The sequence below is a fragment of the Sinorhizobium terangae genome, assembly GCF_009601505.1.
GTDB classification, from domain to species: Bacteria; Pseudomonadota; Alphaproteobacteria; order Rhizobiales; family Rhizobiaceae; genus Sinorhizobium; species Sinorhizobium terangae.
The window spans coordinates 1-26,559 of the sequence record NZ_WITC01000138.1 but is presented as its reverse complement, the minus strand read 5'-3'; the positions used below and the strand labels follow the sequence as shown (position 1 = coordinate 26,559).

The 26,559-nt window shown below is 59.9% G+C and carries 28 protein-coding genes and 3 tRNA genes; 9 read left to right on the top strand and 22 right to left on the bottom strand.

Going from position 1 to position 26,559, the window contains the following annotated elements:
- Nucleotides 1–60: 60 nt before the first annotated feature.
- A protein-coding gene (locus GHK62_RS33055; protein WP_167528167.1) for an IS630 family transposase occupies nt 61–1,006 on the top strand; the annotation gives its coding sequence in 2 pieces (ribosomal slippage) (nt 61–399 and nt 401–1,006; 945 coding nt in all).
- An 88-nt stretch (nt 1,007–1,094) separates the two neighbouring features.
- Here the strand turns inward: GHK62_RS33055 and GHK62_RS33050 are convergent.
- The 8 genes from GHK62_RS33050 to pcsA form a co-directional block, all read right to left on the bottom strand.
- A complete protein-coding gene (locus tag GHK62_RS33050) occupies nt 1,095–2,387 on the bottom strand; it encodes a hemolysin family protein (RefSeq protein WP_153443221.1) in 1,293 nt (430 codons plus the stop codon).
- 118 nt (nt 2,388–2,505) lie between these two features.
- Nucleotides 2,506–3,252 (bottom strand): FadR/GntR family transcriptional regulator, encoded by a 747-nt coding sequence (locus GHK62_RS33045; RefSeq protein ID WP_153443220.1) that lies wholly within the window; start codon nt 3,250–3,252, stop codon nt 2,506–2,508.
- Between the two features lie 267 nt (nt 3,253–3,519).
- Entirely contained in the window at nt 3,520–4,590 is a 1,071-nt protein-coding gene (locus GHK62_RS33040) for a BMP family ABC transporter substrate-binding protein (protein WP_153443219.1), read from the bottom strand.
- 44 nt (nt 4,591–4,634) lie between these two features.
- On the bottom strand, nt 4,635–5,555 hold the full coding sequence (locus tag GHK62_RS33035) for an ABC transporter permease (RefSeq protein ID WP_153443218.1): 921 nt from the start codon (nt 5,553–5,555) through the stop codon (nt 4,635–4,637).
- Nucleotides 5,555–6,649, bottom strand: a complete 1,095-nt coding sequence (locus GHK62_RS33030; protein ID WP_153443217.1) for an ABC transporter permease — start codon at nt 6,647–6,649, stop codon at nt 5,555–5,557. The genes GHK62_RS33035 and GHK62_RS33030 overlap by 1 nt, the downstream gene beginning before the upstream one ends.
- Entirely contained in the window at nt 6,639–8,213 is a 1,575-nt protein-coding gene (locus GHK62_RS33025) for an ABC transporter ATP-binding protein (protein WP_184109038.1), read from the bottom strand. The genes GHK62_RS33030 and GHK62_RS33025 overlap by 11 nt, the downstream gene beginning before the upstream one ends.
- Nucleotides 8,214–8,263: 50 nt before the next feature.
- Nucleotides 8,264–9,241 carry a quinone oxidoreductase family protein gene (locus GHK62_RS33020; RefSeq protein WP_153443215.1) on the bottom strand — a complete coding sequence of 326 codons (978 nt, stop codon included), beginning with the start codon at nt 9,239–9,241 and terminating at the stop codon, nt 8,264–8,266.
- Nucleotides 9,242–9,250: 9 nt separating this feature from the next.
- The gene (pcsA, locus tag GHK62_RS33015; protein WP_153443214.1) at nt 9,251–9,976 is read right to left on the bottom strand and encodes a phosphatidylcholine synthase; all 726 of its coding nucleotides are present in this window, start codon (nt 9,974–9,976) and stop codon (nt 9,251–9,253) included.
- 324 nt (nt 9,977–10,300) lie between these two features.
- Between pcsA and GHK62_RS33010 the strand changes: the two genes are divergently transcribed.
- Nucleotides 10,301–11,512: a UbiH/UbiF family hydroxylase gene (locus tag GHK62_RS33010; RefSeq protein ID WP_153443213.1), complete on the top strand. Its 1,212-nt coding sequence runs from the start codon at nt 10,301–10,303 to the stop codon at nt 11,510–11,512.
- Here the strand turns inward: GHK62_RS33010 and GHK62_RS33005 are convergent.
- Complete coding sequence (locus tag GHK62_RS33005) at nt 11,480–12,442, bottom strand: AEC family transporter (RefSeq protein ID WP_153443212.1); 963 nt, start codon at nt 12,440–12,442, stop codon at nt 11,480–11,482. The two genes, GHK62_RS33010 and GHK62_RS33005, sit on opposite strands and share 33 nt — an antisense overlap.
- 27 nt (nt 12,443–12,469) lie before the next feature.
- The gene (locus tag GHK62_RS33000; RefSeq protein WP_153443211.1) at nt 12,470–13,216 is read right to left on the bottom strand and encodes a cytochrome c biogenesis CcdA family protein; all 747 of its coding nucleotides are present in this window, start codon (nt 13,214–13,216) and stop codon (nt 12,470–12,472) included.
- 300 nt (nt 13,217–13,516) lie between these two features.
- Here GHK62_RS33000 and GHK62_RS32995 point away from each other — a divergent pair.
- Together GHK62_RS32995 and GHK62_RS32990 are read left to right on the top strand one after the other, a co-directional pair.
- Nucleotides 13,517–13,592: transfer RNA gene (locus GHK62_RS32995), tRNA-Lys, on the top strand.
- Nucleotides 13,593–13,917: 325 nt separating this feature from the next.
- Complete coding sequence (locus GHK62_RS32990) at nt 13,918–14,217, top strand: hypothetical protein (protein ID WP_153443210.1); 300 nt, start codon at nt 13,918–13,920, stop codon at nt 14,215–14,217.
- Nucleotides 14,218–14,221: 4 nt separating this feature from the next.
- Here the strand turns inward: GHK62_RS32990 and GHK62_RS32985 are convergent, their stop codons facing one another.
- Entirely contained in the window at nt 14,222–15,262 is a 1,041-nt protein-coding gene (locus tag GHK62_RS32985) for a GlxA family transcriptional regulator (protein WP_153443209.1), read from the bottom strand.
- A gap of 274 nt (nt 15,263–15,536) precedes the next feature.
- Between GHK62_RS32985 and GHK62_RS32980 the strand changes: the two genes are divergently transcribed.
- Both GHK62_RS32980 and GHK62_RS32975 read left to right on the top strand, forming a co-directional pair.
- A complete protein-coding gene (locus GHK62_RS32980) occupies nt 15,537–16,181 on the top strand; it encodes an outer membrane protein (RefSeq protein ID WP_153443208.1) in 645 nt (214 codons plus the stop codon).
- A gap of 230 nt (nt 16,182–16,411) precedes the next feature.
- Nucleotides 16,412–16,675: a hypothetical protein gene (locus tag GHK62_RS32975; RefSeq protein WP_153443207.1), complete on the top strand. Its 264-nt coding sequence runs from the start codon at nt 16,412–16,414 to the stop codon at nt 16,673–16,675.
- Between the two features lie 646 nt (nt 16,676–17,321).
- Here GHK62_RS32975 and GHK62_RS32970 read toward each other — a convergent pair.
- From GHK62_RS32970 to GHK62_RS34950, 6 genes are all read right to left on the bottom strand, one after another.
- The gene (locus tag GHK62_RS32970; protein WP_153443206.1) at nt 17,322–17,780 is read right to left on the bottom strand and encodes a BA14K family protein; all 459 of its coding nucleotides are present in this window, start codon (nt 17,778–17,780) and stop codon (nt 17,322–17,324) included.
- 376 nt (nt 17,781–18,156) lie between these two features.
- Nucleotides 18,157–18,483, bottom strand: coding sequence for a hypothetical protein (locus GHK62_RS32965; protein ID WP_153443205.1), 327 nt, complete (start codon nt 18,481–18,483; stop codon nt 18,157–18,159).
- Between the two features lie 163 nt (nt 18,484–18,646).
- On the bottom strand, nt 18,647–18,847 hold the full coding sequence (locus GHK62_RS32960; protein ID WP_153443204.1) for a hypothetical protein: 201 nt from the start codon (nt 18,845–18,847) through the stop codon (nt 18,647–18,649).
- Nucleotides 18,829–19,062, bottom strand: a complete 234-nt coding sequence (locus tag GHK62_RS32955; RefSeq protein ID WP_153443203.1) for a hypothetical protein — start codon at nt 19,060–19,062, stop codon at nt 18,829–18,831. The genes GHK62_RS32960 and GHK62_RS32955 overlap by 19 nt, the downstream gene beginning before the upstream one ends.
- Before the next feature lie 155 nt (nt 19,063–19,217).
- Nucleotides 19,218–20,006 carry a DUF1236 domain-containing protein gene (locus GHK62_RS32950; protein ID WP_153443202.1) on the bottom strand — a complete coding sequence of 263 codons (789 nt, stop codon included), beginning with the start codon at nt 20,004–20,006 and terminating at the stop codon, nt 19,218–19,220.
- A 390-nt stretch (nt 20,007–20,396) separates the two neighbouring features.
- Nucleotides 20,397–20,531, bottom strand: a complete 135-nt coding sequence (locus GHK62_RS34950; RefSeq protein WP_268833852.1) for a hypothetical protein — start codon at nt 20,529–20,531, stop codon at nt 20,397–20,399.
- Between the two features lie 401 nt (nt 20,532–20,932).
- Here GHK62_RS34950 and GHK62_RS32945 point away from each other — a divergent pair, with 401 nt between their 5' ends.
- Nucleotides 20,933–21,844 carry a sterol desaturase family protein gene (locus tag GHK62_RS32945; protein ID WP_234887138.1) on the top strand — a complete coding sequence of 304 codons (912 nt, stop codon included), beginning with the start codon at nt 20,933–20,935 and terminating at the stop codon, nt 21,842–21,844.
- A 108-nt stretch (nt 21,845–21,952) separates the two neighbouring features.
- On the opposite strand, the gene GHK62_RS32940 is transcribed toward GHK62_RS32945, so the two are convergent.
- From GHK62_RS32940 to GHK62_RS32920, 5 genes are all read right to left on the bottom strand, one after another.
- Nucleotides 21,953–22,029: transfer RNA gene (locus GHK62_RS32940), tRNA-Arg, on the bottom strand.
- 36 nt (nt 22,030–22,065) lie between these two features.
- Nucleotides 22,066–22,371, bottom strand: coding sequence for an ETC complex I subunit (locus GHK62_RS32935; RefSeq protein ID WP_136507071.1), 306 nt, complete (start codon nt 22,369–22,371; stop codon nt 22,066–22,068).
- A 403-nt stretch (nt 22,372–22,774) separates the two neighbouring features.
- Nucleotides 22,775–22,851 (bottom strand) — tRNA-Pro (locus GHK62_RS32930).
- A gap of 90 nt (nt 22,852–22,941) precedes the next feature.
- Entirely contained in the window at nt 22,942–23,421 is a 480-nt protein-coding gene (locus tag GHK62_RS32925; protein ID WP_153443201.1) for a DUF192 domain-containing protein, read from the bottom strand.
- Nucleotides 23,421–23,999, bottom strand: coding sequence for a cold-shock protein (locus GHK62_RS32920; protein WP_136507073.1), 579 nt, complete (start codon nt 23,997–23,999; stop codon nt 23,421–23,423). The genes GHK62_RS32925 and GHK62_RS32920 overlap by 1 nt, the downstream gene beginning before the upstream one ends.
- A gap of 194 nt (nt 24,000–24,193) precedes the next feature.
- On the opposite strand from GHK62_RS32920, the gene GHK62_RS32915 reads away from it, so the two are divergent.
- Both GHK62_RS32915 and GHK62_RS32910 read left to right on the top strand, forming a co-directional pair.
- Entirely contained in the window at nt 24,194–24,634 is a 441-nt protein-coding gene (locus GHK62_RS32915) for a VOC family protein (protein WP_153443200.1), read from the top strand.
- Nucleotides 24,635–25,038: 404 nt separating this feature from the next.
- Nucleotides 25,039–26,379, top strand: coding sequence for a D-Ala-D-Ala carboxypeptidase family metallohydrolase (locus tag GHK62_RS32910; RefSeq protein WP_153443199.1), 1,341 nt, complete (start codon nt 25,039–25,041; stop codon nt 26,377–26,379).
- Nucleotides 26,380–26,559: the final 180 nt, after the last annotated feature.

Genomic DNA, 26,559 nt, shown 5'->3' with positions numbered 1-26,559 from the left:
GGATTCCCTTTTTGTTGGGATTGTGATTCAAGATCATTGCTGGTGAGGAGGCCAGCAATGATGGCGCGACCTCTTTCTCTTGATTTACGCCAGCGCGTCGCCGCCGCTTTGGCCGGAGGCATGACGGTGCGGGCGGCCGCCTTGCGCTTTGGGATATCGGCGGCGACGGCGGTGCGGATCGGCCAGCTCGACCGGTCCGGCCGCGGTTTGGCGCCGGCCAAGATGGGGGGCCATGTCAAACCCATGCTGCGGGGCGCGGCGGCCGATGAGGTTCACCGCCGACTGGCGGCCAAAACCGATTGGACGGTGCGGGCGCTTGCCGCCGATCTGAAGGCGGCCGGGATCGATGTCTCGCATGACACCGTTTGGCGGTTTCTGCGCCGCGAAGGCAAGACATTTAAAAAAAACGCTGATCGCCAGCGAGCAGGACAGGCCGAAGGTGGCGCGCTTCCGAAGCCGCTGGAAGACCCATCAACATCGACTTGATCCGCGCCGCCTGGTGTTCGTTGACGAAACCTGGGTCAAAACCAACATGACGCGCAGCCGCGGCTGGTGTCAGCGCGGCCAGCCGCTGATCGCCAGAATACCGCATGGCCATTGGAAGACGCTGACCTTCCTCGCCGGGCTGCGTCACGACCGCATCGTCGCACCCTTCGTGCTCGACGGCCCGATCAACGGCATTGCCTTCACCGCCTGGGTCGAGCAATGCCTGGCGCCAACCCTCAACCCCGGGGATATCGTCATCCTCGACAATCTCGGCAGCCACAAGGGCAAGCCGGCGCGCAGCGCCATCCGCGACGCCGGCGCCCATCTGTTCTTCCTGCCGCCCTACAGCCCCGACCTCAATCCGATCGAGATGATGTTCGCCAAACTCAAGACCCTGCTGCGCAAGGCCGACGAGCGTAGCGTCGAGGCGACATGGCGGCGCGTCGGCGAAGCTCTCAAGGCGTTCAGCCCGCACGAATGCGCCGCCTATCTCAGGCATGCAGGATACGTTTCAACGTAGGTCTGACAGACTCTAGCAGGCGCCAAGACAGTTTGAGGGAAAGGTCGGGTATCGCCCGGCCTTTTGCTTTTTGGCGATGTGCTCCGCCTCAGGCTGCGTCGTCGATGCAGCGGGACACAAGAATCTTGTCGATCCGGCGTCCGTCCATATCGACAACCTCGAAGCGGTAACCGTGCGCCTCGGCGATGTCGCCTTCCTCCGGCGTCTTGCGCAACTGCTGAACGAGAAAACCCGCGATCGTTTCGAAATTGCCGTCCGCATCGATGCCTTCGATGCCGATTGCCAGATGAATCTCGTCTATAGGCGTGCGCCCGTCGACCATATAGCTGCCGTCTTCGCGTATCCGGATCAGCGCATGTTCGATATCGTCGTAGTTCGACGGCAGCACGCCGACGATCGCTTCCAGGATGTCAGCCGTCGTGATGATGCCTTCCGTGCTGCCGTATTCGTCAACGATCATCGCCATGTCGATGCTTGTTGTCTTGAATGCATCGAGCGCCTTCAGGCACGAGGCCGTCTCCGGCAGGGTCAGGATTTCGCGAACGTGGGCACGCAGATTGAATGAGCCGTTCGCCGGGATGTTCAGAACCTCCTTGGCGAGAATCGCGCCGAGAACATCGCCTGTGGGACCGTCCACGACGGGATAGCGGGAGTGACCGAACTCCCGAACCTTGCGCCGGACGGCTTCGAGATCGTCATTGGCATCGATGAAGCGCATCTCCGTCCGGTGTGTCATGATTGACTTCACGTTGCGATCGCCAAGCCGAATGATCCGGCGCAGCATTTCATGCTCGGACTTTTCGATCGCGCCGCTTTCGACGCCCTCCGCCATGATCGCCTGAACTTCCTCTTCCGTCACGTGATCCGGATCGTCCGGGCGCATGCCGAACAGGCGCATAAAGACTGCAGCCGATGTTTCGAAAAGATAGACGACTGGCGCCACGATGCGGGAGAGCACCGTCATCGGCGTTGCCACAAACATCGCAAGCGCCTCGGAATTCCTGAGCGCAAGCTGTTTCGGAATGAGCTCGCCGATGACGACCGACAGGAAGGTGATGAGTGTCACCACCAGCCCGACGGACACAGTGTGGCCGTAGGGGCTGATCCATGCCACCTCATCGAAGACCGGCGCTATCTTGGCGGCGATCGTTGCACCGCCATAGGCACCCGCCAGGATGCCGACAAGGGTGATGCCGACCTGCACGGTGGACAGGAACTTTCCGGGATCCTCGGCCAGCTTCAGTGCGGCCTCCGCCCGTCGATTCCCCTGTTTGACCATTTGGCGAAGCAGTGGCTTGCTTGCCGAGACGATTGCCATTTCCGAGAGCGCAAAGAAAGCGTTGATCAAAAGCAAAGCGAAAATTACGAAAATCTCGGACATGGTCTCCAGGTCGCCGTTGATGCAAGGCCGAACCAAACGGAACGACCGTTTCCCAGATAGGCTACGCGCGGAGATCGGGCAAGGTCACGCTACAATTTCGTGGCGAGCGATGGTCGGCTCATACGGTATCCGCATGCAGCGCCTGTCGAATGCGATCGCGCCCGACCTTGATGACGTGTTCCATCGCGGAACGCGCGCCCGCCTCATTCCTTCTGCCAATCTCTTCGACGATTCGAATGTGATTGCGGGCCACCTCATCGATACCGCTTTTTTCAGCGGTGGGTGAGCTCAACTTGAATACGCCAACAAGCGCCGCCTCAATCAAGCTACCGACCGTGCGCAGGAAGGGGTTTCCAGAAGCGTCCAGTACGGAAAGATGGAACTTGAGGTCGGCAACGGCGAGACTTTCGGCGGTGTGATTCGCGTCGCCCATGGCAACCGCAAGGCGCATCATGCCAGCGATCTCCGCATCGGTCGCGTTTCGCGCCGCCAGCGCCGCTGCATGCGGCTCAAACGCAAGCCGCACTTCGCTCAGGTGATAGAGGAACTCGTCATCGACGCCGGATACAAAATGCCAGGTCAGGATATCGCTGTCGAAGAGGTTCCAGTCATTTCTCGGCCTCACACGCGTGCCGATGCGCGCGCGCGGCACCACAAGCCCCTTGGCCGCCAAGGTTTTCATTGCTTCGCGCAGGACGGTCCTTGAGACCCTGAAGCGAGCCGCCAGTTCCGGGTCGCCCGGAAGAATGCTGCCGACCGGGAACTCCCCTGAAACGATCGCTTTCCCGAGCTGGTCCACCACTTGCGCATGGCTGGTGCGCTTCGGCGCACCGGATATCACTGTTTCAAACAGGCTCTTGCTCAACCCGTTCCCCCTCCCAAGAATACCTCCGCGGAGGCCGCGCGCTGGTCAATCGGTGGGTGGCGTTCACCGCCATCTTCATCCACGGCGCGAAAATAACTCAACTCTAGTTCTAATAAGCGATTCCTCAAAGTCGGACTGACACGATTGCGAAGGTCGGTTTGTCGCACCTGACGACGACCGTCCAAATTGGCAAACCCCGCGTGGCCACGCGGGGTTTGCCAGGTCCTGAAAATCGATGACGTTACCGCTTGAAACAGGCTTGGCCGCCTATTGCGGCAGCTTGTCGTCGACGCCTTCAACGTAGAAGTTCATGCCGAGCAGCGTCGCGTCATCCGAGCTTTCGCCCGCCTTCAGCCAGGCACTGCCGTCCTGCTTGTTGAGCGGTCCGGTGAACGGCTTCAGTTCGCCGGACTTGATCTTGGCCTCGGTTGCCTCGGCCATCGCCTTCACGTCATCCGGCATATTGGTGTAAGGGGCCATGGTCAGGATGCCGTCCTTGAGGCCATCCCAGCTCGAAGCGGTTTCCCACTTGCCGTCGAGGAAGGCTTTGGTGCGCTTCACGTAATAGTTGCCCCAAGTGTCTACGATGGCGGTGAGCTGCGTGTTCGGGCCTGCGGCGATCATGTCGGAGGCCTGACCGAAGGCCTTGATGCCGCGTTCGGCGGCAACCTGCATCGGCGCGGTCGTGTCGGTGTGCTGTGTCAGGATATCAACGCCCTGGTCGATCAGTGCCTTCGCGGCATCAGCCTCCTTGCCGGGGTCGAACCAGGTGTTCGCCCAGATTACCTTGATCTTGAAATCCGGATTGATCGAGCGGGCGCCGATCACGAAGGAGTTGATGCCCATCACCACTTCGGGAATCGGGAAGGACGCGATGTAGCCGGCAACGCCCTTCTCGGACATCTTGGCGGCAATCTGGCCCTGGATGTAGCGGCCTTCATAGAAGCGGCTGTTGTACGTCGCGACGTTCGGAAGCGTCTTGTAACCTGTTGCGTGCTCGAATTTCACGTCCGGGAACTTCGGCGCGACCTTGACCGTCGCCTCCATGAATCCGAAGGACGTCGTGAAGATCAGGCCGCAGCCGGAGCGCGCCAGGCGTTCGATCGCGCGTTCAGCGTCAGGGCCTTCGGGCACGTTTTCGAGGAACTGCGTCTCGATCTTGTCGCCGAGCTCCTTCTCGAGCTGCTGACGGCCAAGGTCATGCGCCTGGGTCCAGCCACCATCGGTTCTCGAGCCCACGTAGACAAAGCAGATCTTGGCCTTTTCCTGGGCACTTGCTGCGGATGTAAAGCCGAGCACGGCAGTTGTTGTTGTGAGGGCGAGCAGTAGTTTTTTCATTTTTACCTCTGTCGGTTGAGTACGTCCGTCTGGCTTGTTGTTGTTCACCGGTCCGGCACAAACGGCTTGCCGAGCGATGCCGGCGTGTTGATCAGGGTCATGCGCCGGTTGTGTGAGATGAGGATAAGTACGACAACTGTCGCAACATAGGGAAGAGAAGAAAGGAATTGCGAAGGAATGCCGATGCCGAAAGCCTGCGCGTGAAGCTGGCTGATGGAGACCGCCCCGAACAGATATCCGCCGGCGACGACGCGCCAGGGGCGCCAGGACGCGAAGACCACGAGGGCAAGCGCGATCCAGCCACGGCCGGCCGACATGTTTTCCACCCATTGCGGCGTATAGACCAGCGAGAGCTGTGCGCCGGCGAGACCGGCACAGGCGCCGCCAAACAAGACAGCCAGGTATCGGGTGCGAATGACATCAACCCCAAGGGCATGGGCTGAGGCATGGCTGTCACCCACGGCGCGCAGCTTCAGCCCCGCGCGGCTCCTGAATAGGAACCAGTGAACGCCCGCGACGATCGCGACCGACGCGTAGAAGATCGCGTCCTGCCTGAAGAGCAGCGGACCAATAAACGGAATTTCCGAAAGGACCGGGATCACGATCGGCTGCAGCTTGATGCCCTGCATTCCGAGGAAACTCTCGCCGAGCATGCCGGACACGCCGAGACCGAGCAGCGTCAGCGCGAGGCCCGTCGCAACCTGATTGGCGACAAGCGTCAGCGTCAGGAAACCAAAGAAAAGAGAAAACAGCATCCCGGCAGCCGTACCGGCGAGAGCTCCCAGATATGGGGAGCCCGTAAGCTGCGTGGCGGCAAATGCGCAAACCGCGCCCATGATCATCATGCCCTCGACGCCGAGATTGAGGACGCCCGATCGCTCGGCGACGAGCTCGCCAATGGCCGCAAGCACAAGCGGCGTCGCCGCAGTGATTACGCTCAAGAGGATTGCTGCAACGATACCCATCAATGCGCCTCATCCGTCTTAATTGCCGCGAGCCTCTGCCAAACCAGCCGGATGCGGTAATGAATGAGCGTGTCGCACGAGAGCACGAAGAACAGCAGCAGACCCTGAAAGACGCGCGTGACCTTTTCCGATACGCCGATCGAAAGCTGAGCTGCCTCGCCGCCGAGATAGGTCAACGCCAGGACGAGGCCGGCGGCGATGATGCCGAGCGGATTGAGGCGACCGAGGAAGGCGACGATGATTGCCGTGAAGCCGTAGCCGGGCGAGATCACCGGCCGCAATTGCTGGATGGCGCCGCTGACTTCCGCAATGCCGGCAAGGCCAGCCAGCGCTCCCGAGAACAGCATCGAAAACCAGATCATCTTGCGCGACGAAAAGCCAGCAAAGCGCCCTGCCCGCGCGGATTGGCCAAGCACAGTGATCTCGAATCCTCGCAGCGTATAACGCATCATGAACCAGACCAGAACCGCGGCAATGATAGCGAAGGCGAAGCCCCAATGCGTCCGCCCCGAAGCCAGCATTTCGGGAAGGATCGCATCGGGCCCGAACGTTCTGGTTTCCGGAAAATTCATGCCCTGTGGGTTGCGCCAGGGTCCACGAACGAGCCAATCGAGAAACAGCTGAGCCACATAGACCAGCATCAGGCTCGTCAGGATCTCGTTGGTGTTCATATGTGCCTTCAGGAAGGCCGGTATCGCCGCGAAAAGCGCACCGCCAAGCATGCCGAGCAGCAGCATCAGCGGCAGCACCATCGGCGATTGCCAGTCGTAGAAGACGACAGGCAGGATCGATCCCGCGATCGCCCCCATGATGAATTGGCCTTCGGCACCGATGTTCCAGTTGTTGGAACGGAAGCAGACGGAGAGACCAACGCCAATCAGGATCAGCGGTGCGGCCTTGATCGCCAGCTCGTGCAGCGACCAGACTTCGATCAACGGTTCCACGAAGAAGCTGTAGAGCGCCGTCACCGGGTTCTTGCCGAGCAGCGCGAACATGAGGCCACCGAAGACGATGGTCAGCGCGAAGGCGATGAACGGCGAGAGAATTGATAACAGGGTCGAAATCTTCGCCCGCTTTTCGAGTTCAATGCGCATGCGCAGCTCCTGCGGCTCCGGTTTCGCCGTGTATGCCGCCCATCAGGAGACCGATCTTCTCGCGCGAAAGTTCGCGCGCCGGATAGGGATCGGAAAGGCGCCCCTCGCTGATCACCGCGATCTCGGTCGCCACCTCAAATATCTCGTCCAGGTCCTGGCTGATAACGAGCACAGCGGAACCTGCCTTGGCGAGATCGACGAGCGCCTGGCGGATGCGGCTGGCCGCCCCCGCGTCGACGCCCCAGGTCGGCTGGTTGACGACGAGCACCGCCGGCTGCCGGTCAAGTTCGCGGCCGACGATGAACTTTTGCAGATTGCCGCCCGAGAGCGATCCTGCCGGCGGGTCCTCGCCGCTCTTGCGAACATCCATCGCCTCGGAAATCCGCCTCGTCGCAGCCTTCACCGCATTCTGGCGAATGATTCTGAGGAAGCCACCACCGAGAAACGCCCGCTTGTCCGATTGATTGCGTGCGAGGACCAGATTGTCCGACAGGGGCAGCGCTGCGACGGCCGCGTGCCCGTGCCGCTCCTCCGGAACGAAGCCGGCGCCCATCAGGCGTCGCGCGTTGATATTCCTTGTTCCAACGGGCCTCTGTCGGATCTGCACCGCGTTGTCGTCCGCAACCGGATACTCACCCGACAAGGCGTCGAAGAGTTCGCTCTGGCCGTTGCCCGCCACACCGGCAATGGCGAGGACTTCGCCTGACCGGACCTTGAGACATATATTCTTCAGGGCAACTGCAAAGGGCGTGCGTGCCGCAACGGAAAGATGGCGCGCCTCAAGCTGCACGTCGCCTTTCGTATTGGTTCCTTCCGCGGTGACGACAGCCACGTCGCTGCCAACCATCATGCGGGCGAGCGAGGCTGGCGTTTCCCGACGCGGATCGCAGTTCCCCGTCACCTTGCCGTGCCTAAGCACCGTCGCCCGGTCGCAGATGCGCTGAACCTCCTCGAGGCGATGGCTGATATAGAGGACCGAGCGGCCTTCCGCCTTCAGCTTTTGCAGTGTCTCGAACAGGCGGTCGGCCTCCTGCGGCGTCAGCACCGACGTCGGCTCGTCTAAAATGATCAACTGCGGATTCTGCAAGAGCGCACGCACGATCTCGATGCGCTGGCGCTCGCCGACAGAAAGATCCGCGACATGCGCTTTTGGGTCGAGAGGCAAACCATAGGCACGCGAAAGCCGCGACGCTTCGTCGGCGACGCGGGCAAGGGAGACGTTCCGATCCATCGAAAGTGCGATGTTCTCGGCGACGGTCAGCGCCTCGAACAAGGAAAAATGCTGGAAAACCATGCCGATGCCGAGCTTGCGCGCATCACCGGGGCTGCCGATGCGCACCGGTTCGCCCTGCCACGCGATCTCGCCGGCCGTGGGCGCGAGCACGCCGAACAGCATTTTCACCAGGGTCGACTTGCCCGCCCCGTTCTCGCCAAGCAAGGCGTGGATTTCTCCCGGCTCTATCTGCAGATTGATCGCGTTGCAGGCTGCGAACGAGCCGAACAATTTCGTCAGGTTGCTCACGGCCAACAACGGACCGCTCGCAGTTTGTCCCTTACCAGGCACGCTGCCCTCTTTTCCCCTCTATTGATCCCCGCCCACCTTCAGGGTTTCGGTCACGGAATCAACAACGTCGTTCCACTCGTTTTTCTTGTTTCCAGATCCGTATGCGCCCGGCCGGCCTCGGCGAGCGGATAGGTCTGGTTGATATTGATACGCACTTTGTTGCTTTGCACAACATCAAACAGGGAATTTGCGCACGCCTCCAATGCCGCTCTCGTCGAGACATAACTGAAGAGCGTCGGGCGTGTTGCAAAGAGCGAGCCCTTCTGCGCCAGGATACCGATGCTGAACGCGTCGACCGGCCCGGACGAATTGCCGAAGCTGACCCAGAGCCCGCGCGGCTTCAAGCAGTCGAGCGAGGCCGGGTAGGTATCGCGGCCGACCGAATCGTAAACGACGTCGACGCCACGACCGCCCGTCAGCTCCTTGACGCGCGCGACGAAATTGTCAGTCCGGTAGTCGATGACGTGGTCGTAGCCGTGCGCGAGCGCCAGATCGATCTTCTCCTGCGAGCCGGCCGTGCCGATCACGGTCGCGCCCAGCGCTTTCGCCCACTGCCCGGCGATCAGGCCAACGCCGCCGGCTGCCGCGTGGAAGAGCAATGTCGTTTCCGGGCCGACCTTGAAGGTCTGGTTGAGCAGATATTGGGCGGTCATGCCCTTGAGCATCATCGCGGCCGCCGTTTCCAGGCTTATCCCGTCGGGAACCTTTACCAATTGCGATGCCTCGACGTTGCGCTCGCTTGCATAGGCGCCATCGGCCGACGCGTAGGCAACGCGGTCGCCGATCGAGAACAGGCTCACTCCATCGCCAACGGCGGTGACGATGCCTGCCCCCTCCTTGCCCGGAATGAACGGCAAGCCCGTTGCCGACTTGTAGAGGCCGGTGCGGAAATAGACGTCGATGAAGTTGAGGCCGACCGCCACTTGTCGGATCTGGACCTCGCCAGGCCCGGGCGGCGATAGCGTCACCCCTTCCATCTTCAGGACCTCGGGTCCACCGAGTTCGCGAACAACGATCGCCTGTGCCATGGTCAACTCCTACGCGCGGCCGAGATTAGGAAAAATCTGCAGAACAAAACCGATGACGTAGAGATAGAGCCCGGTCACCACGACGCCAATAGCCACCCAATCGGGTGTCTCGAAATGCAGAAGCAGAGCATACATGCCGAGCACGGACCAGGCCAGGAAAACGCCGAGGTTGAGCGGCCTTAGCCTTTTGACGCGCACGGGATGGAGAAAATTGATCGGCAGGAACGTCAGCACGACGGAAAGGAAAACCACGATCGACGCCGTCACTTCGCTCGCCTGGATGACGAAGAGCGTGAAGACGATCATGTTCCAGACGACCGGGAACCCGGAAAAGAAGTACTCGTCGGTCTTCATGCCCATGTCGGCATAATAGATCGCGCTCGACACAACGATGGCGCCGGCTGCCACGAACGACCACGGCTCGCCGATCATACCGCTTTGATAGAGCGCAAATGCGGGCAGCAAGACGTAAGTCACATAGTCGATGACGTTGTCGAGTGTGTCGCCCGACCAGTTGGGCAGCACTTCCTTGACCTGCACCTTGCGCGCAATCGGTCCGTCGATGCCGTCAACGAGCAGGGCGAGTCCGAGCCACCAGAACATGTCCACGAAGCGATGTTCAGCGGCCGCCACGACCCCAAGGAAAGCCAGGAACGAACCGGAGGCCGTCAGAATGTGTACGGAGAAGGCCCTTATTTCCGCATAGGGAACTCTTCTGTAGTTAAAGAACTTCATGGGCGACGCCGCCTATCCCCTACATCCCGGCTTTTGCGCGACCAAGAAGCCACACCTCGACCACATCGCCGGCGCTTTGGCCGTAATATGCACCGTTTGCAATGCATCGCCAGCAAAATTCAACTGCAAAATTATCGCGATGGAATTGTCCTGTGGACATGCGGCGCTTGCTTCCGCGCTGATTCCGCCCATTTATTTCAATGAGCTATGCGAGTAGAACGACTACCGCGACTTTACAGCGCCGAGCGTCCAGTCGGACGCGCAAAGATCGCTGAAGCGCTTTGAATGGCTGCAGGAAAAGATTGCGCGGGGAATGCGTCGACTATGGATCACTATGACATCGTCATCATCGGAGCGGGCCTCGCGGGTTCGCTCGCCGCGATCGCGCTGGCGCGGAACGGCCATCGGGTCGCGCTGATCGGCCCGAAGCCCGCGATCGCCGACGGGCGCACGACCGCGCTCATGGACCAGTCGATCGAATACCTCAAGAAGCTCGATCTCTGGAACGAGACCGTGCCGCTGACGGCGCCGCTCGTCGCGATTCATATCATTGATGGCACAAAGCGGCTGCTGCGTGCTCCGCCGGTCAATTTCCGGGCGTCGGAAGTGGGATTGGACGCCTTCGGCTACAATATTCCAAATGCGCCCTTCCTCGAAATTCTGGAGAAGCACGAAGCCGGCCTGCCGACGCTCGATCGTATAACGGTGGCCGCCACAACCTTCGACTTCGAAGAAGAGCAGGTCCGGATCGGGCTCGACGACGGGAGGGCGATCACTGCTGACCTGATCATCGGCGCCGATGGCCGGCGCTCTGTCGTGCGCGAGGCGGCGGGCATCTCCGTGCACACATGGTCCTATCCGCAAACGGCTGTCGTGCTGAATTTTAGCCATGAGCTCCCGCACCAGGACGTATCGACCGAGTTCCATACAGAAGCCGGTCCGTTCACGCAGGTTCCGCTTCCCGGCAACCGTTCGAGCCTCGTCTGGGTGCAGAAACCACGCGATGCGGAAGAGACGCTGATGCTCGCGCCGGACGTGCTTTCGCGGACGATCGAGGATCGGCTGCAATCGATACTCGGCAAGGTTACAGCAGCAGGCATCCCGCAATCCTTCCCGCTCTCGGGCATGACGGCCCGCCGTTTCGGCAACAGGCGCACGATGCTGGTTGGCGAAGCGGCCCATGCCTTTCCGCCGATCGGCGCCCAGGGCCTCAACTTGAGCCTGCGCGATGTCATGACGCTCGTAGAACTCGTGGGACCGGCAACCGGCGGTAAATTGCCGGCCAATACCGGCGATCGGTTCGACAGCCGCAGGCGGATCGATATTGTCAGCAGAACTGCAAGCGTCGACCTTCTCAATCGTTCGCTGCTCTCCGGATTTCTTCCGGTTCAGGCGCTGCGTGCCGTCGGCCTGCACCTGCTCTCCTCCGCCGGTCCGCTTCGCGGGCTGCTGATGCGCGAAGGCATTCATCCTGGCAGCGCCATTCACGCGATCAAGGAGAGCCTACGGGAAAAGATCAGCCGGAAGAGCGCCTGACCGGATCAGAAAAAGCAAGCCGGTCACGGTCGCGACCGAAAGCAGCGTCGTGATGAGGATTGTCGCCGAGGCGCGCTCCTGCCAGACGTGATACTGATGCGCGATCACGAAGACGTTCGTCGCGGTCGGCAGCGATGCGAGCAGCACTGCCGTCTGCACCCAGACGGGATCATACCCACCGCCGAGGCTGAGCGCGACATACATCATGATCGGGTGAAGAATGAGCTTCATCGGAACGATGTAGCCGATTTCGACCGGGATCCGCTTGATCGGCCTGAGCGCCAGGGTAACGCCCATGGCAAACAGCGCGCACGGAGCAGCCGCCTGCGCCAGATAGTCGATCAGCCGCTGAACCGGCACTGGTGGCTGTACGGCAAGGAACGCCGCGACGACACCGGCCAATGTCGACAGAATGAAGGGATGCAGCGCGATCCTTCGCACAATGCCGAGCACGAGGACGGCGGGCCGCTCTTTCCGGCCGCCCGTCGTCGCCATCATTGCCGGTGCAACAGTAAAGTGCGCCGCGTTCTCGAAGCAGAAGATCAGGGCAACCGGAACGGCCGCGGCTTCACCGAGCGCAAGCAGCGCCAGGCCCGGTCCCATATAGCCGATATTGCCATAGGCGGCAGCAAATCCCTGGATCGTCGCCTCCGCGACGGTGTTGCGCCGTAGAAACAGGCCGACCGAGAAGATCAGGGCAAAGACCACATAGGTCGCCCCCACACTGGTCAAGATAAACTCTGCGCGCGTCAGCTCTTCGACGGGTGTGCGCGAGACCAGCTTGAAGAACAGCGCGGGCAAGGCGAGATAGACGATGAACGTGTTCAGCCAACCCATCGCCTCGCCGGGATGATCGACAAGGCGAGCAGTGAGATAGCCGAGAAAGATCAGCCCGAAGAAGGGCAGCACCAGGCCCGCAATTTCCGTCATGTCCCCTCCCCTTGCTTGCGGCGGTGCTTAGCCGATTTGCATCAGGATGGGAAAGGTCTGCTGAAACCAGATGGCGACCGAACTGATGAAGCCGAAGAGGAAGGCGAGGCCCGCCAAAACGAGCAGCGCGCCCATCAGTTTCTCGACGAGACCGAGATGTCGCCGGAAGCGCGAGAGAAAATGCATGAACGCCCCGGAAAACCCGGCAGCGATCCAGAACGGAACGGCAAGACCAAGCGAATAGATCGCCAACAGCAACGCGCCGTCGCTTACGGTGTCGCGCGCCGCAGCGACCCCGAGAATCGTGCCGAGAACAGGGCCGATGCAGGGTGTCCAGCCGAAGGCGAAGGCAAGGCCCATGATATAGGCCCCGGAGAGCGTCGCGGGCTTGCCGCCGCCCTGAAAGCGCGCCTCGCGAGCAAGCAGGCCGATGCGGAAGACGCCGAGGAAGTGCAGCCCCATGACGATGATGATGATGCCGCCGATGCGCGACAGCAGATCCATATATTGTCGCAGCAAGAGGCCGATCGACGATGCCCCTGCCCCGAGCGCCACAAAGACCGTCGCAAAGCCGAGCGTAAAGAACAGAGCCGCCGGCAGCACGGCGCGCCGGGTACTGGCAACTGCGACGGTGTCACCACCGCGAAACTGGTCGACGGAGACGCCGGCCATGTAGCAGAGGTAAGGCGGAACAAGCGGCAGGACGCAGGGCGAAAGGAAGGACAGGGCGCCCGCGAGGATGGCGGTCCAGATGGAAATATCGGCAATCGACAACGGCTAGAACTCCGGCACTCGGCATATCGCCTCTCTATAAATATACGTATACAGTGAAACCAATCACCTTTTGGCGATCATTTTGCCGCACGCGCCCGGCCCTTTGATCGAAGCGCGATCGATGGAGTCGACGTCCGCGGAGTGCAGCCACGCCATTTATACAAATCCACTGCATTCTCGCTTTCCGGTCGCCTCGCTCCGGATCCATAAGCGTGATATATGCATTTTTTAGGTTGACCGCAGCCAAGCTCGCGTGCATATGTCCGCCCACTTCCACCGGGCTTTGCGGCCGCGGCGCGGGAGCGCGTAGCTCAGTCGGTAGAGCAACTGACTTTTAATCAGTAGGTCCAGGGTTCGAATCCCTGCGCGCTCACCAAAAAAATCAACGATATATCGAAGATAGTTCACGTAAAGCGTCATCTTTGCTTTCGCATAAAGGCGACATTTGGGTGATGACGAAACTTCATAGCGACAGCGCGCTTACGGCGAAGCCCCTTTGGCTCCCCTCGGCGCACGCCCCATATGGCGACGCCCAACATTCGACGAATCTCGAACTGTGGCTCATACACATCGCGCGGCGGATAAAGCTCGGGCTGGCGAAATTCGCCCTTCCGTAACCGCGCAATCCGTTCTCTATCAAATGGAACCAACGAGCCCTCCAACTGTTTCCCACCGCAGCCTGCGTCAAAAGGACAGCCATCATGTTTACCGCCCTGCTCGTCGCTTCGCTCCTGGCTCCCACGAACGCGCTTTCGAATGTCGCCTCGGTCGACGACTTGCAAGCGGACTTCGAACACGCCGTCGCCTGCGAGCAGATAGATGGCCGCAAGGTCTGGAAGGGTGAAATCGCCTATTACATTCAGTCCTATGTCTATGAAGGGGATTCCGCTGCACAGGCCGATGCCGCCGACGCGGTATTGCCTGAGGACAACACGCCGGAAACGGTCAAGGAGTTCGAACAGGCCTGCGCAGCGAGTGTGTCGGCGAGATCGTCCCGCTGACGCCTCATCCCGCGTCTGAAACCGGGAGGGAGTTCCCTCCACCACCGCGGGCCACCTCAGAGCGCAGTGAAGTTTCTCCGCGGGTGAGACTTCGCATCTTCAACGGGCTCGCTTGATATTCGCGGCTGTAAGCACGCGAAAAGGCCGAGAGGCTGTCGAAGCCGCAACGCAACGCGATGTCCCGTATTGGAACCGCCGAATCGCGAACAAGCCGGTGCGCGACCTGAAGTCGAAGGCGGAGATAATAGGCGGCGGGACTGATCGAGAGCCCCCTTGCAAAGAGAAGTTCGAGCTTGCGCCGAGAGATGGACAACCGCCGCGCCAGCGCCGCGACAGTCAACGGCCGCTCCAGCGTGCGTTCCATCAGTCTTATCGCGCCGGCAAGTTCCGGATCGCGCGCCTCGATGCGGCCGAGCGACACGAAAGGCTGCACATCGGTGGGGCTGTGCATCTGGTCGTAGACAAAGATGCTCGCCACATCGAGCGCCAGAGCCGGCCCCAACCGCTCGGTGATCAGATGCAGCATCATGTCGAACGTCGGCGAAGCGCCGCCTGAGGTCCAATATTTGCCGTCGGTTACGAAGCGTTCGCCGATGACGGTAAGCGCCGGAAAAGTCTGGCTAAAATCCTCGAGTTCTTCCCAATGGGCGGTTGCCTTGCGGCCATTGAGAAGCCCCGACCGCCCGAGCAGCCAGCAGCCGGATTCAATTCCCGCGACGATATCGAAATGGCGGGCGCACTCCTGCAGTGTCGCGACGAACCGCTTGCCGGCATGCTTGTGGAGATTGAAGCCTCCGATCACCAGGAGAAGGTCGCCGCCGAGCGGGGTTGTGAACCGACCTTCCACATTGATCGGAACGCCGCAGGTCAGTATCGGCGCCTCTCCGTCGCCGGACAGGAGCCGCCAGCGAAAGACCTGCCTGCCGGCCACGCGATTTGCCGCGCGCATCGGATCCAGTACCGAGGCCAGCGACATGATCGACGACTCCGGCAGGACGACGACCACGACCTCAATCGGAGATTGTTTTTCGACGCGTTGTGACATGCGGATAACGTCAAATTTTGTGCGCGATATGTCAATTCCAAAATCGCCGTTCAGGCATTATCAACGGGCAATCGATCTCCCTTCGCGCGGCATTTTGCAGCCCCGCGCAGAGACGTTCCCCTTTCCGCGATTTTCCGGGACGGGCCGGTCGGATCCAACCCGCCGGTCCGTTTTTTCTTTGCGCCCTGCGTGCGATTCGACTGAACTGATTTTTGGCAGACTCGTTCTCCATTAGTTGATACTCTTCGCGACTAGACAACAGGAGGCATCGGGAATGAGAACCGTGCTTGTTGCGATCTTCGGCGCGTCGCTGCTGGCGGGAACGCCTTACGCAGCAGACCTGACGGAAGCTCCAGCACCAGCGCCGGTTGTCGAAGCAGCCCCCACATTCGTCTGGACCGGCGGTTATGTCGGCCTTCAGGGCGGCGGCGGATGGCTCAACAGCGATTTAAGCGTCCCCGGCGCAAGCGCCTCGAGGGACTTCAACGGCGGCCTGTTCGGCGCCTTCGCCGGTTACAACTACCAGCAGGGTGACTGGGTTCTCGGTATCGAAGCAGACGTTGCCTACAACTGGAACGACAAGACCTTCAACGTCTTCGGCGCGAACACTGAAGTCGGAACCGACGTCTCCGGATCGGTGCGCGGTCGCGTCGGCTACACCTTGAACGAAAAGGCTTTGCTGTACGCAACCGGCGGCTGGGCGGTAACTCGCGGCTTCGTCGATGTTGCCGGCGCGCCGAAGGAGAAGGAGACCTTTAACGGCTGGACCATTGGGGCCGGCGTCGATTACGGCTTCACCGACAGCGTCTTCGGTCGTGCAGAGTATCGCTACAACGATTTTGGCGACAAGGATGTCGGTGGCGTCGATGTCGATCTCGACCAGCATCAATTCACGATCGGCGTGGGGGTGAAATTCTGACGGCGGCAGCGCCGTGCGTCCTGTCAGAGGCGCAAAGAACGCTGCAGCACTTTGAATTACTGCATGTTTCCTTAAATCGGCTACGATTTAAGGAAACATGCAGTAAGATCGTTTTGATCGACGCCCCCCGGCCCCACTACCGGGGGTTTTTTCTGAGGACCGGATAAACCGGAAGACAGGTACTAGGACTGGGGAGCAACACACGAAGGCAATCGAAAACGGGAGGAACAATGGGAACGTTTCTCGAATTTCTGGGCGGTGTCATCGCGATCGGCACGCTCGCACTGCTGGCAATGACGCTGATACCCTCTCTCGATATCAGGACCCTCTTGGCCGTGCTCCCTTGGGCGTTCCCGGCTATAGCCGGCGGGCTCATTCTGGTAGCCTTCGGCTCGATGCTCGACCATCTTGCCGCGATTCGTTCAGCTGCGGAACAGCAGGCGGAGATCTTCCAGAAACTCTTGGATCGCCGCGCTCCGCCAAAGACCGAATGAGAGGCTGAATGCGGGTGACCTCCCGCGATGCGTGTTTCGCGCGTGTTGGTCGCAGACCCCTCTACCACTTGCATTGCATGGCCTGAGAACGCGGGTGCAGTCTTCGGTAGATTGGAGACGCCTTCAATTCTATTGGTTGAAAAATCCGAATGCTGGGCCAATATTCACATTGAGACGACCAACCCGAGGAGAGTCGCCATGAACAGAAATGTGGTCATCGGCATTATTGTTGTCGCACTCATCATCCTTGCCGTAGTGTATCTGATGCCAGGGTCGGGCCCACAGACAACCGAAACGACTCCCGCTCCGACGACGACGGAACCAGCAACGCCGCAGCAACCCGCTGCACCAGCGCAGCCCGCAACGCCACAGCAGCCCGCGACGCCACAGCAGCCAGCTGCTCCGGCACAGTAGGTTTTCTTAATCGCTGCGTTCGCTTGCTGCATGAGACCGCGCCGCACGTCTTTTGAGACGTGCGGCGCGGAATCACTTTGAACTGCTACCGATTCCGGAAATCACGCGATACTTACAGCGCCGTGCGTTTTATCAAACGCGCAGAGGGACGTTGCAACACTTTGGATTGCTGCATGTTTTTATCCCTGAATTCGGTGCGATTTAAGGAAGCATCCGAGGAGCTTCGGCACGCTCAGTAGTAGGGCGAGACGCACTGCTGGCGAGGCCCGTAATAAGGCTGGAAGCTGTTGTCGTACGCTCGGTAGGAGCGGTACTGTGCATAGCACCAATCGGCATGAGCCCGGCTGGCATTGGTATAGACGCGTCGAGGCGGTGGTGGCGGCGCTGCAATCGCGCCTCCAATGACCATGCCCGCTCCAAACGCCGCCAACGGATACCACCATCCGTCGCTATGCCGACGATATCCTTCCCGACGATAACGATAACCGCGATAACCGTTGTAATGGCCGTAACGGACCCCGTCGTCATGCCAACCGTGACGCGGTCCGCCCTGGTGCCATGGCCTATGGTGGATCAGTTCTATCCCGCTCGGGTTGGACTGCGATACGGGCGCAAAGGGCATGGCCTGAGCCGGAGCGTAGCCTGTGAATGCCGTAACCGCCGCAAGGATGAATACACCGACCTTCTTCATTCATTTCACCGATTCTGTTTCCGATCGGGCGATCTTTCCCTGCCGTGACTGAACCGGGCATGAACGTCCACAGAAGTCGATGAAGGTGCGATCCCGCAAGAATTGGCGACCAATGGTGCCCCGGGCCTGGCTCGGCGCCCAACGCCCTACGGCTTGGCAGATCGGGAGACGATCGCCACTGCATGTTCTTGTCCTCGGTATCGGTTTGAGGACAAGATCATGCAGCGGTTCCAAGTGCTACAGCGACCTTCGCGTTTGCGCGCCGCTCTACTGCATGATTCCTTAAATCGGAATCGATTTAAGGATAAATCATGCAGCAAATCAAAGTGCTACAGCGGCCTTGGCGCGTCCGATTGGACGCGCAGCGCTGTAAGCCCTAGCCTATGCGAGGGCAGCCTGGTCGATTTGCAAAGTACACCGTCGTATATCGGCCGCGGCGGCCGACTCCGTCGACGACAACCTGCCTGCGGGTAACGGATTCAATCTCAGGATCGTCCAACCCCAGGCTGTAGGCGCGGCGAATGGCCTGGCGTTCGCTGCAACCGCGACGATAATCGCGGTCATAATCTCGATCGCGCATTCGCACGTCGGGGCCGCCCGGGCCAAGATACAAGTCCAGAGACTGGGCCGGCGAAGCAGATGGCAGGGCCATAAGGGCACCGGCCACAGTTAATCCGGTCGCGAGAACCTTGCCGATGTTCATGGCTTCTCCTCCATGTCCTTATTAAGTTGTTGCTAAGGCTGAACGGTGCTGCGACGGATAAGTTCCAGATGCGGCCGCCCCAAGTCAGGGCGGCCCTTTCATCGCGCACCGTTTCGTGAATACCGTGGCGGCGCGTCGGTCCCTCGGACTGTCATGCTGTCTCTCAGGGGCCACCTGCCATCGATCCGACGACCACCATCACCACCGCGTCGACATCGATTTCACCATTGACGGTGAGTTTGCCTCCTGTTCGGCGGACACTGAGTTTTGAGGGATTTTCTGCGGCCTGCCGTTCAAGTTCTTCGGTGACCGCAGCGATCGCCTTCGCCTCCAGTGCGCCCTGATTTAGATCGCTGGTACCCATTTCCAGAAAACGCCCTCCTTGCGCTCGGGATAATGCTTGAATTCACACTCGAAACGACGACCGTAAGACACAGCTTCCGCCAGTGCTGCAGGAGCCAGCGGATTCATTCCGGTGCCTGGACCGAACCAGTCTTCGATGAGATCGTCGGGGACATAGGTGCCTATCCTCAGGGGAAGACTGGCCAACACGAAATCCATCTCTTTTGGCGGTGGCATGCGCTCCTCCTCACCAGCCTAACAAGACCAAAGCCCAGAAGTTCCGCCGCCTTGCTGCACCAGCCTGCCGGCTGTCTGTGCGTCAAGGCGGATAGATCGCATTGGTTGGGTGCGAAGTCGAGGCTCGCTGCAAACTGCACCGGACCTCGTGAGCACTATGCCAGGACCACGACGACCTTAAGCGACGAGGGTTCGACGATTACGATCCGACCATCGGCCAAGACAAAGAAGCGGTAACCCTTGTATCTGGGGACGATCTTCACGATACGCTGCGGGAGAGGCCTCAATTCCACGGTTTCCGGCACGACTGCGCCGACCGTCACGTTGAAATCAACGTCGACCGGTTCGACTTTCTCTTCCTTCACGATCTGCGTGATTTCGGTCTTCTGCTCCACCGTCACGTTGACATCGCCGCCACTGGTCCCGCCCTGCTGGGACTGCTGCGATTGCCCCTCAGTGGGCTGGTCCTGCTGCTGCTCGGTCTGCCCCTGATCGGGTTGCTGCTTGGTCTGCCCCTGATCGGGTTGCTGCTGCTTGGTCTGCCCTTGATCCGGTTGCTGCTGATCCGTTTGTCCTTCTGGAGGCTGCTGTTCGGTGTCGGGTTGGCTCGGCTGCTCTGACTGATCTTGCTGCTGTTGTTGCTTCGGCGTGCCGGTATCGGGTTGCTGCTGCTGATCCTGCTGCATTTGCTGTCCGGTCCCACCTTGCTCAGCGCCAGGCTGCTGTTCTTCCATGGGCTGACCTTGCTGGTCTTGTCCGGTACCTTGATCTGGGCTGCCCTGCGCATCGGGTTGCTGGCCCTGGGCACCGCCCTGCGGACATTCGGTACCTGCCGGGCAGTCGGTGGATTGCCCTTGTGCCGGCTGTTCGGTCTGCGCGAGAGCCGGCACGTAGGTGACGCCCAGGCTCAATGCAATTGCGCTCTTTATGAGGATACCTTTCATCAGAAGTACTCCAAATAAAGTCCCTTCTGAATCCGAACCAGTCGGGCTCAAGAGTGTTCCCGCGATCCCCGCCGAAGGCAGCCAAAAAGCGCGTGTATCAGACCTTAGTCCGAAATGGCGCAGCCATAGGTCCTAGGGCCGTTGCGGAATGTTCCTCCTGACACATATTGCAACCGTTGAGCGCCAACGGCGGGTTGTCCCCAATGCCCACGTCAGCGCGAGGTCCCAGAGCGACGCCCCAATAGTCCCTTCTGCCCCGCTCTGGGACCTTCTTCGCAGCAATCCAAAGTGCCACAGCGACCTTTGTGCGTCGATTGGACGGAGGGCGCTGTAATGCAACGCTTCGACCCGGTCGACCAACACGTCGAAATGCCAGCGGGAAAAGACCTCCTACGATGCAGAGGCAATAGACACTGCAATCGTATCCGTCGGCGTTCCGAGCTCGGGTGCAATCGCGACCAATGTCGCAAGCACAAGCAATGCCGCACCTATTCCCATAAACAACTCGGTCAGATCGGCGTCCATAGTCATCTCCCCCGAATTTAGGCACGAGAGATTTTGGCGGTTCAATCGCCTGGGCTCAACTCCCAGATTTTAGTGGTCGCGGCCTGCACGTGGAACCATGCATACGCGCTGGCATTACACCAATGTCACGAATTCCGAATGTTCCGCAACCGTTTGGCGATTGTTCGCCTTGCGTTCATTCAACGTTTAGAGAGCGCTAAATTTAGATTTGTCAACGTGAACAGCTGAAGCTGTAGTGCCGACTGCGGCCTGTCCCGCTACGACGACCAGGCCGAACGCATCGGGCTCGTCCGCGGGGGCCGCGACGCTGTCTTGCCGACGCGCGCGTTTCCACTTTGAATTGCCAAACCGGCATGGCATGTTGCGACGGCGCAGTTTTGGCTCGGGGGCTGCAGGTGCCGATGTCGGACGAAACTTTCCATCTTCTGTTTCTGTTCGGATTCTACGCCACGACAGTCGTTACCTACTTCGCCTTTGGCTATGGCCTCACCTGGGTCAACAACTGCAATGCTGGGCGAAAGATCCAGAAGGGGCGCGGTTCCGACAAACGTCGCAATGCGGAGATTCGCCAGAGCCTGGCTTCGATGTTCAGCGCTTGCCTGCCGCTGACCATCGGCCTCTACGCCCAGCAAAAGGGCTGGGCACCGGCACCGTGGACCTTCAATTGGTGGGCGGCGGTACCGCTCTTTGTCCTGTGCATGTTTCTCTACGATACCTGGTTCTATTTCATGCACCGGCTGCTGCACACCAAGTGGCTCTACCCACTGCACGCACTTCACCATAAGAGCGTCGCCCCGACGATCTGGAGCACCTATTCGGAGGATGTCTTCGACAATTTTCTATTGCAAGGCTTCTCAGGCGTGATCGTTTTCATCGTGCCGTTTCCGCCAGCGATTCTCATCGGACAAAGGCTGTTCGAGCATTTCAACGGCATGATCGGACATTGTGGCTTCGAGTACTTCGCCTCATCGACAACGCGTTATCCGTCCCCCTTGCTGTGCACGACTTTCCACGATCAGCATCATTCGGGATTTCGATACAACTACGGTAACTATTTCTCCTTCTGGGACCGCGTGCTCGGCACGATTTCACCAAACTACGACCAGCACGTAAGGAAGTTCGAGGAGGAAGGACTGCCGCTCAAATTCAGTCAGGCCGCTGCCGGCGATGTTCGTACCGGCCGAGCACAGCCCAAAGGAATACGCGGCGCCTCCGATGAGCGACCAGCCATAGACGAACCCGAAACCGACCGTTGCTCTGTACGGCTGGACTCGGCTCGTGATGGCCGAGGTCTGCCCGAAGGAAGCCAATAGGAAGCGGCTCGCGAAGCCCGCTTCGGAGCGCCTTGCGAACAGACCTCAGTCGCATCAGCAACTTGCCTGGTCACATCTATAGCAAAATCAATTACTTAGATGGCGAGATGGCGACCCCTGCAGGACTCGAACCTGCGACAACCTGCTTAGAAGGCAGGTGCTCTATCCAGCTGAGCTAAGGGGCCGTTGGGCGATACCCTCTTGCGGACTTGCCAAGGACCTCAGTGGGTCCAGGGCTGCATCCGGTTGAAACGGAAATTGTCCGAATAGGACACATTCTTGCGCGTCGAATCCTTCGGCGCGATCACGCGATAGTCTATGCCGTTGCGTTCAGCGTAGGCGATTGCCTGTTCCGCGCTTTCGAAGGTGAGCCGCAGTTGCTGGCGCATGTCGCCAGAGCTTGTATATCCCATGATCGGATCGATGGTACGCGGCTTTTCCTGATCGAATTCCAACACCCACAGATGCGTCTTGGCCTTGCCGGATTGCATGGCCGTCTTTGCGGGACGATAGATCTTCGCGGACATAGTTTCGAGCGACTCCCGTTTATCCATCGCAGCGCCGCGGCTCTCACACGCCGGCGATCGCTGAAACTCGTTTATTTGCTGCATAATTCCTGAGTTTAGATCGACTCCAATTAAGGAATTGTGCAGCGGCACAGCCGGCTTTGGCCCCGCCGTGCGTCTTCCCTTAGCGCAGATTGACGTAAAACGGAATGACCGATGATCGGAAAATGAAGCTTTTCCGACAACGTCCCGTGCCGCGTTGAAAATGCGCGACCGCGCGGAGAATCGATTGGTTGCATCCGGCTGAAGCGGACCAAAGGAGAGCTTCTCTTCTGCGGCAAAGCGCTCCCGGTGCTCTCACACGCAGGCGTGCTGAAGTCGTCAAATGAGACGCCAAAATATCAATTATTTTCGTGAAGTTAGATGGTCGGAGTGGAGAGATTCGAACTCCCGACCCTCTGGTCCCAAACCAGATGCGCTACCAGACTGCGCTACACTCCGTACCAACGAGGCCCGGAGATACACGCTTCGCCTCTTGCCTGCAACATGAATTTTGTGCCCGGCGGGTGTGCGTGGCAAACCGTGACGCGCTCAGTTTGCGGCCGGGATCCGGGCCCCTTCCAGGCGGTCGCCCGGCTTTATGCCGAGTCGTTTCACCGTACCGGCGTTGAGTTCGAGCACGAAAGCAACCGGTTCACCGGAATCGATGATCGCTTCGGACAACGGCACGGCGTTTTCATGAATCGTACGCACAGTTCCATCGCGCGCGACAAAGAGCATGTCCAGCGGCAGATAGGTGTTTTTCATCCACATCATCACCCGGCGCGTCTCGCCAAAATCGAACAGCATGCCGTGATCCGGCGCCATCTGGCGGCGATACATGAGCCCCTGCTCGCGCTGGCCAGGATCGACCGCGAGTTCGACCGTCAGGTCATGGGTGCCCGCGCCCGTCAAAAGGCGGAGCTTGTCACGCCCAAATGAGACGTCGGCAAAAACCGCGGAAACGAAAAGCGACAACAAAAAAAGCGCCGCGATGGCGCTTCTTGCAAATATGCGGAGAGACAAAGCCATCAGTGCGACCGGTTGGTTGGCGTCGGGCCGTCGGGATGAATCTCTGCTGCCATGAGACCCTTTTCGCCGTCGCCGAAACGCACCAGCACCACCTGTCCTGGCCGCAGTTCCGTGAGCCCAAAGCGGCGCAGCGTCTCCATATGCACGAAGATGTCTTCGGTCCCCTCGCCTCGCGTCAGGAAACCAAAACCTTTCGTGCGGTTGAACCACTTGACGAGCACGCGCTCCAAGCCACTGGTCGGCGTGACCTGAACATGCGTTCTGACCGGGGGGAGTTGCGACGGATGGACGGCGGTCGACTGATCCATGGAGAGAATGCGAAAAGCCTGGTATCCGCGGTCCCGTTTCTGAACAAGTGCGACGACGCGCGCGCCCTCGAGAACCGTCTGGTAGCCATCGCGCCGCAGGCAAGTAACGTGCAGCAATACATCCTGCATGCCGTTGTCGGGCACAATGAAACCAAAGCCCTTCGCAACGTCGAACCACTTGATAACGCCGGTAATTTCGATGAGGTCAAGGGCGTCGTTGCCAAAGTCGTCATTATGGATGACGTCTTTCGAAGATGTTCTATCCGCCATTCTCCCAGCCCCTCGTTTACGCGCAACTCTTGATACGGTTAACTGATTCTTATTGACCAGAATAACATCGTCCCGCCGCGCCTGCGCAAGTCCCTCGACATATTTTGGCCGGGGTCATTTATGGGGACGCAGCCTTGCCTCTGGCTTGCTGCAGGCTAAGTATACGCCATATTCTCAAAAACAGGGACAACCCAATGCGCTATCTGCACACGATGGTTCGTGTAAAGGACCTGGACAAGGCTCTTCACTTCTACTGCACGCTCTTCGGCCTCGAGGAAATCCGCCGGTACGAAAACGAAAAAGGCCGATTCACGCTGGTCTTTCTTGCCGCGCCCGGCGACCTCGACCAGGCCAAGGAAGGAGGCTCCCCCTGCGTTGAACTCACCTATAACTGGGACCCGGAGGAATACACCGGCGGCCGCAACTTCGGCCATCTCGCCTACGAAGTGGACGACATCTACGGCTTCTGCAAGCATCTGATGGACAATGGCGTGACCATCAATCGTCCTCCGCGCGACGGCCATATGGCCTTTGTCCGCTCACCGGATGGAATTTCGATCGAGATCCTGCAGAAGGGCGAGCATCTGCCTACGCAGGAGCCCTGGGCTTCGATGGCCAATACCGGCAGCTGGTAAGCTCCGCGCAATTCCCGCTGACTAGCGTCCAGCCGTGCCTTCGGCTCGGTCCGTCCGGCGCGGCACCCAAGGCGAAGCCCAAAGATCGGAAATATCGACGAATGATCTTAGGCCCGGCCAGGTGCCGGGCCTTTGCGTATCTATTGTGAAGGCACAAAAAGGTTAGTGCAGGTTTACAAATTGCGCGATGTTCATTACTTTGCGCACCAGACGTTGAAACGGGGTTCTGCTTCGCAATCGATTGCGGCGTAAGCCCTTTACTTGGCCTGACCTTTCCCGTGGTGTGGCTTTTGCTCACCGCGAGGAAAATGAGTTGTTTGTTCTGGGGCGATGTTTCGGAACTGAGACTTAATGCATGTACGATGGCGAAGCCTCGGACGTGCACGGAGAGCGGGGATAAGACGTTGCAACATCTGGAGGGGAAATGCGCGTTCGTGACGTACGGACGCGCGGCCGTGTTATCCGTATCATTATTCGCTTTGGCAGGTTGCATGTCGTCGACCGGCGACGAGATGGCTTCCCTGAAGACGCAGCAATCGGCGACGCTATCCGAGACGGCCGAGACCGAAGGCGATGCCGGCGAGAATCAGGCAGCGACCAACCCCGGAACAATCGCGCCGCAGGCTGCGAGCGTTGCCGCCGAGACCGACGCGGCAGCGACACAGCAGTCCTTGACGATGCAGAGCACTGGGCTCCGCGCCGCCTCGTCCAGCATTTACGGACAAGCACCCGCGAACACGGCTGATAGCCAAACCAACCAGCCGGCAGTTGCAGCATCCGGCGGCGCTATCCTGCCGCAGCCATCAGCGGTCAATGCGACAAGCAGCAGCCTCTTCAGCAACGGCCAAACCATGCTCGAGCCTGCCGCCCCGTTGCAACAGGGCGCGACCAACGAGGCACCAACGGAAGCGCAAACCGTCGCAGACAAAGCCGCGAACGGACCGGCGACAGCGGCCGGAAACGAACTTCCGCTGGTCGTCCCGCTGCCGTTCAGCGCGCAAGCGGCACTCACCGGCAAAATGCCGGTCGAGTTGCAACCGGTAGAAGTTGCCTCGGTGGATGCGGCGACGCTTCCGCAAGCGAATTCCGGTCAACCGGCCGATCCGGCGAAGGAAGAAAGCGAAACGCAGCCAAGGACCAAGACCTGGACGTTCGCGGGCCTCTTTGCCCCGAAGCGGAAGGAGAAGCCCCGCGCCGACGCAGAAAGCACCGTCCGGCGGGTGGAGAAGAAGATGATGACGACGAGCAATGCGAGCCAGCCGCAAGTCGCCTCGCTCGCCTACACCTCCTTGCCTGGCGTCAACATGAATCCGCTTTTCAGCATGGAGCATGAAGATCATGTCGCCGACGAGGAGGATGCACCAGTCGAAACGGCGGCGCTATCCGGTCTCGCCCGCCTGGCGCCAAACGGCCTCATCCTGCAGACAGAGAAAGTAGAAACCGGCTGCTTCAGGCCGGAACTTCTCGAGATGTTGAAGACGGTCGAGAGGCACTACGGCCAAAAGGTCATGGTGACGTCCGGACTGAGGGCGATCAAGGTCAACCGGAAACGCCAGTCTCTCCACACGCGATGCGAAGCCGCCGACATCCAGGTCAAGGGCGTCAACAAGTGGGAGCTTGCGAGCTTCCTGCGCAGCATTCCGGGCCGCGGCGGCGTCGGCACCTATTGCCATACGGAATCAGTTCACATCGATATCGGCCCCGAACGGGACTGGAACTGGCGCTGCCGCCGGCGCAAGGGCTGACGGCTGCCGAACGGCGGGGCGCCAAAAGGCCGTATGGAGCGCGAAGAAAGCCCGCTCGATCGCGCTGTCATTTTTTTGAGAAAAATGAATTTAGCCGCTTGCGGGAATCCAAAGGCCTCTCTATAAGCCACCTCGTCTTGGGCGCCCATCGTCTAGCGGTCTAGGACGCCGCCCTTTCAC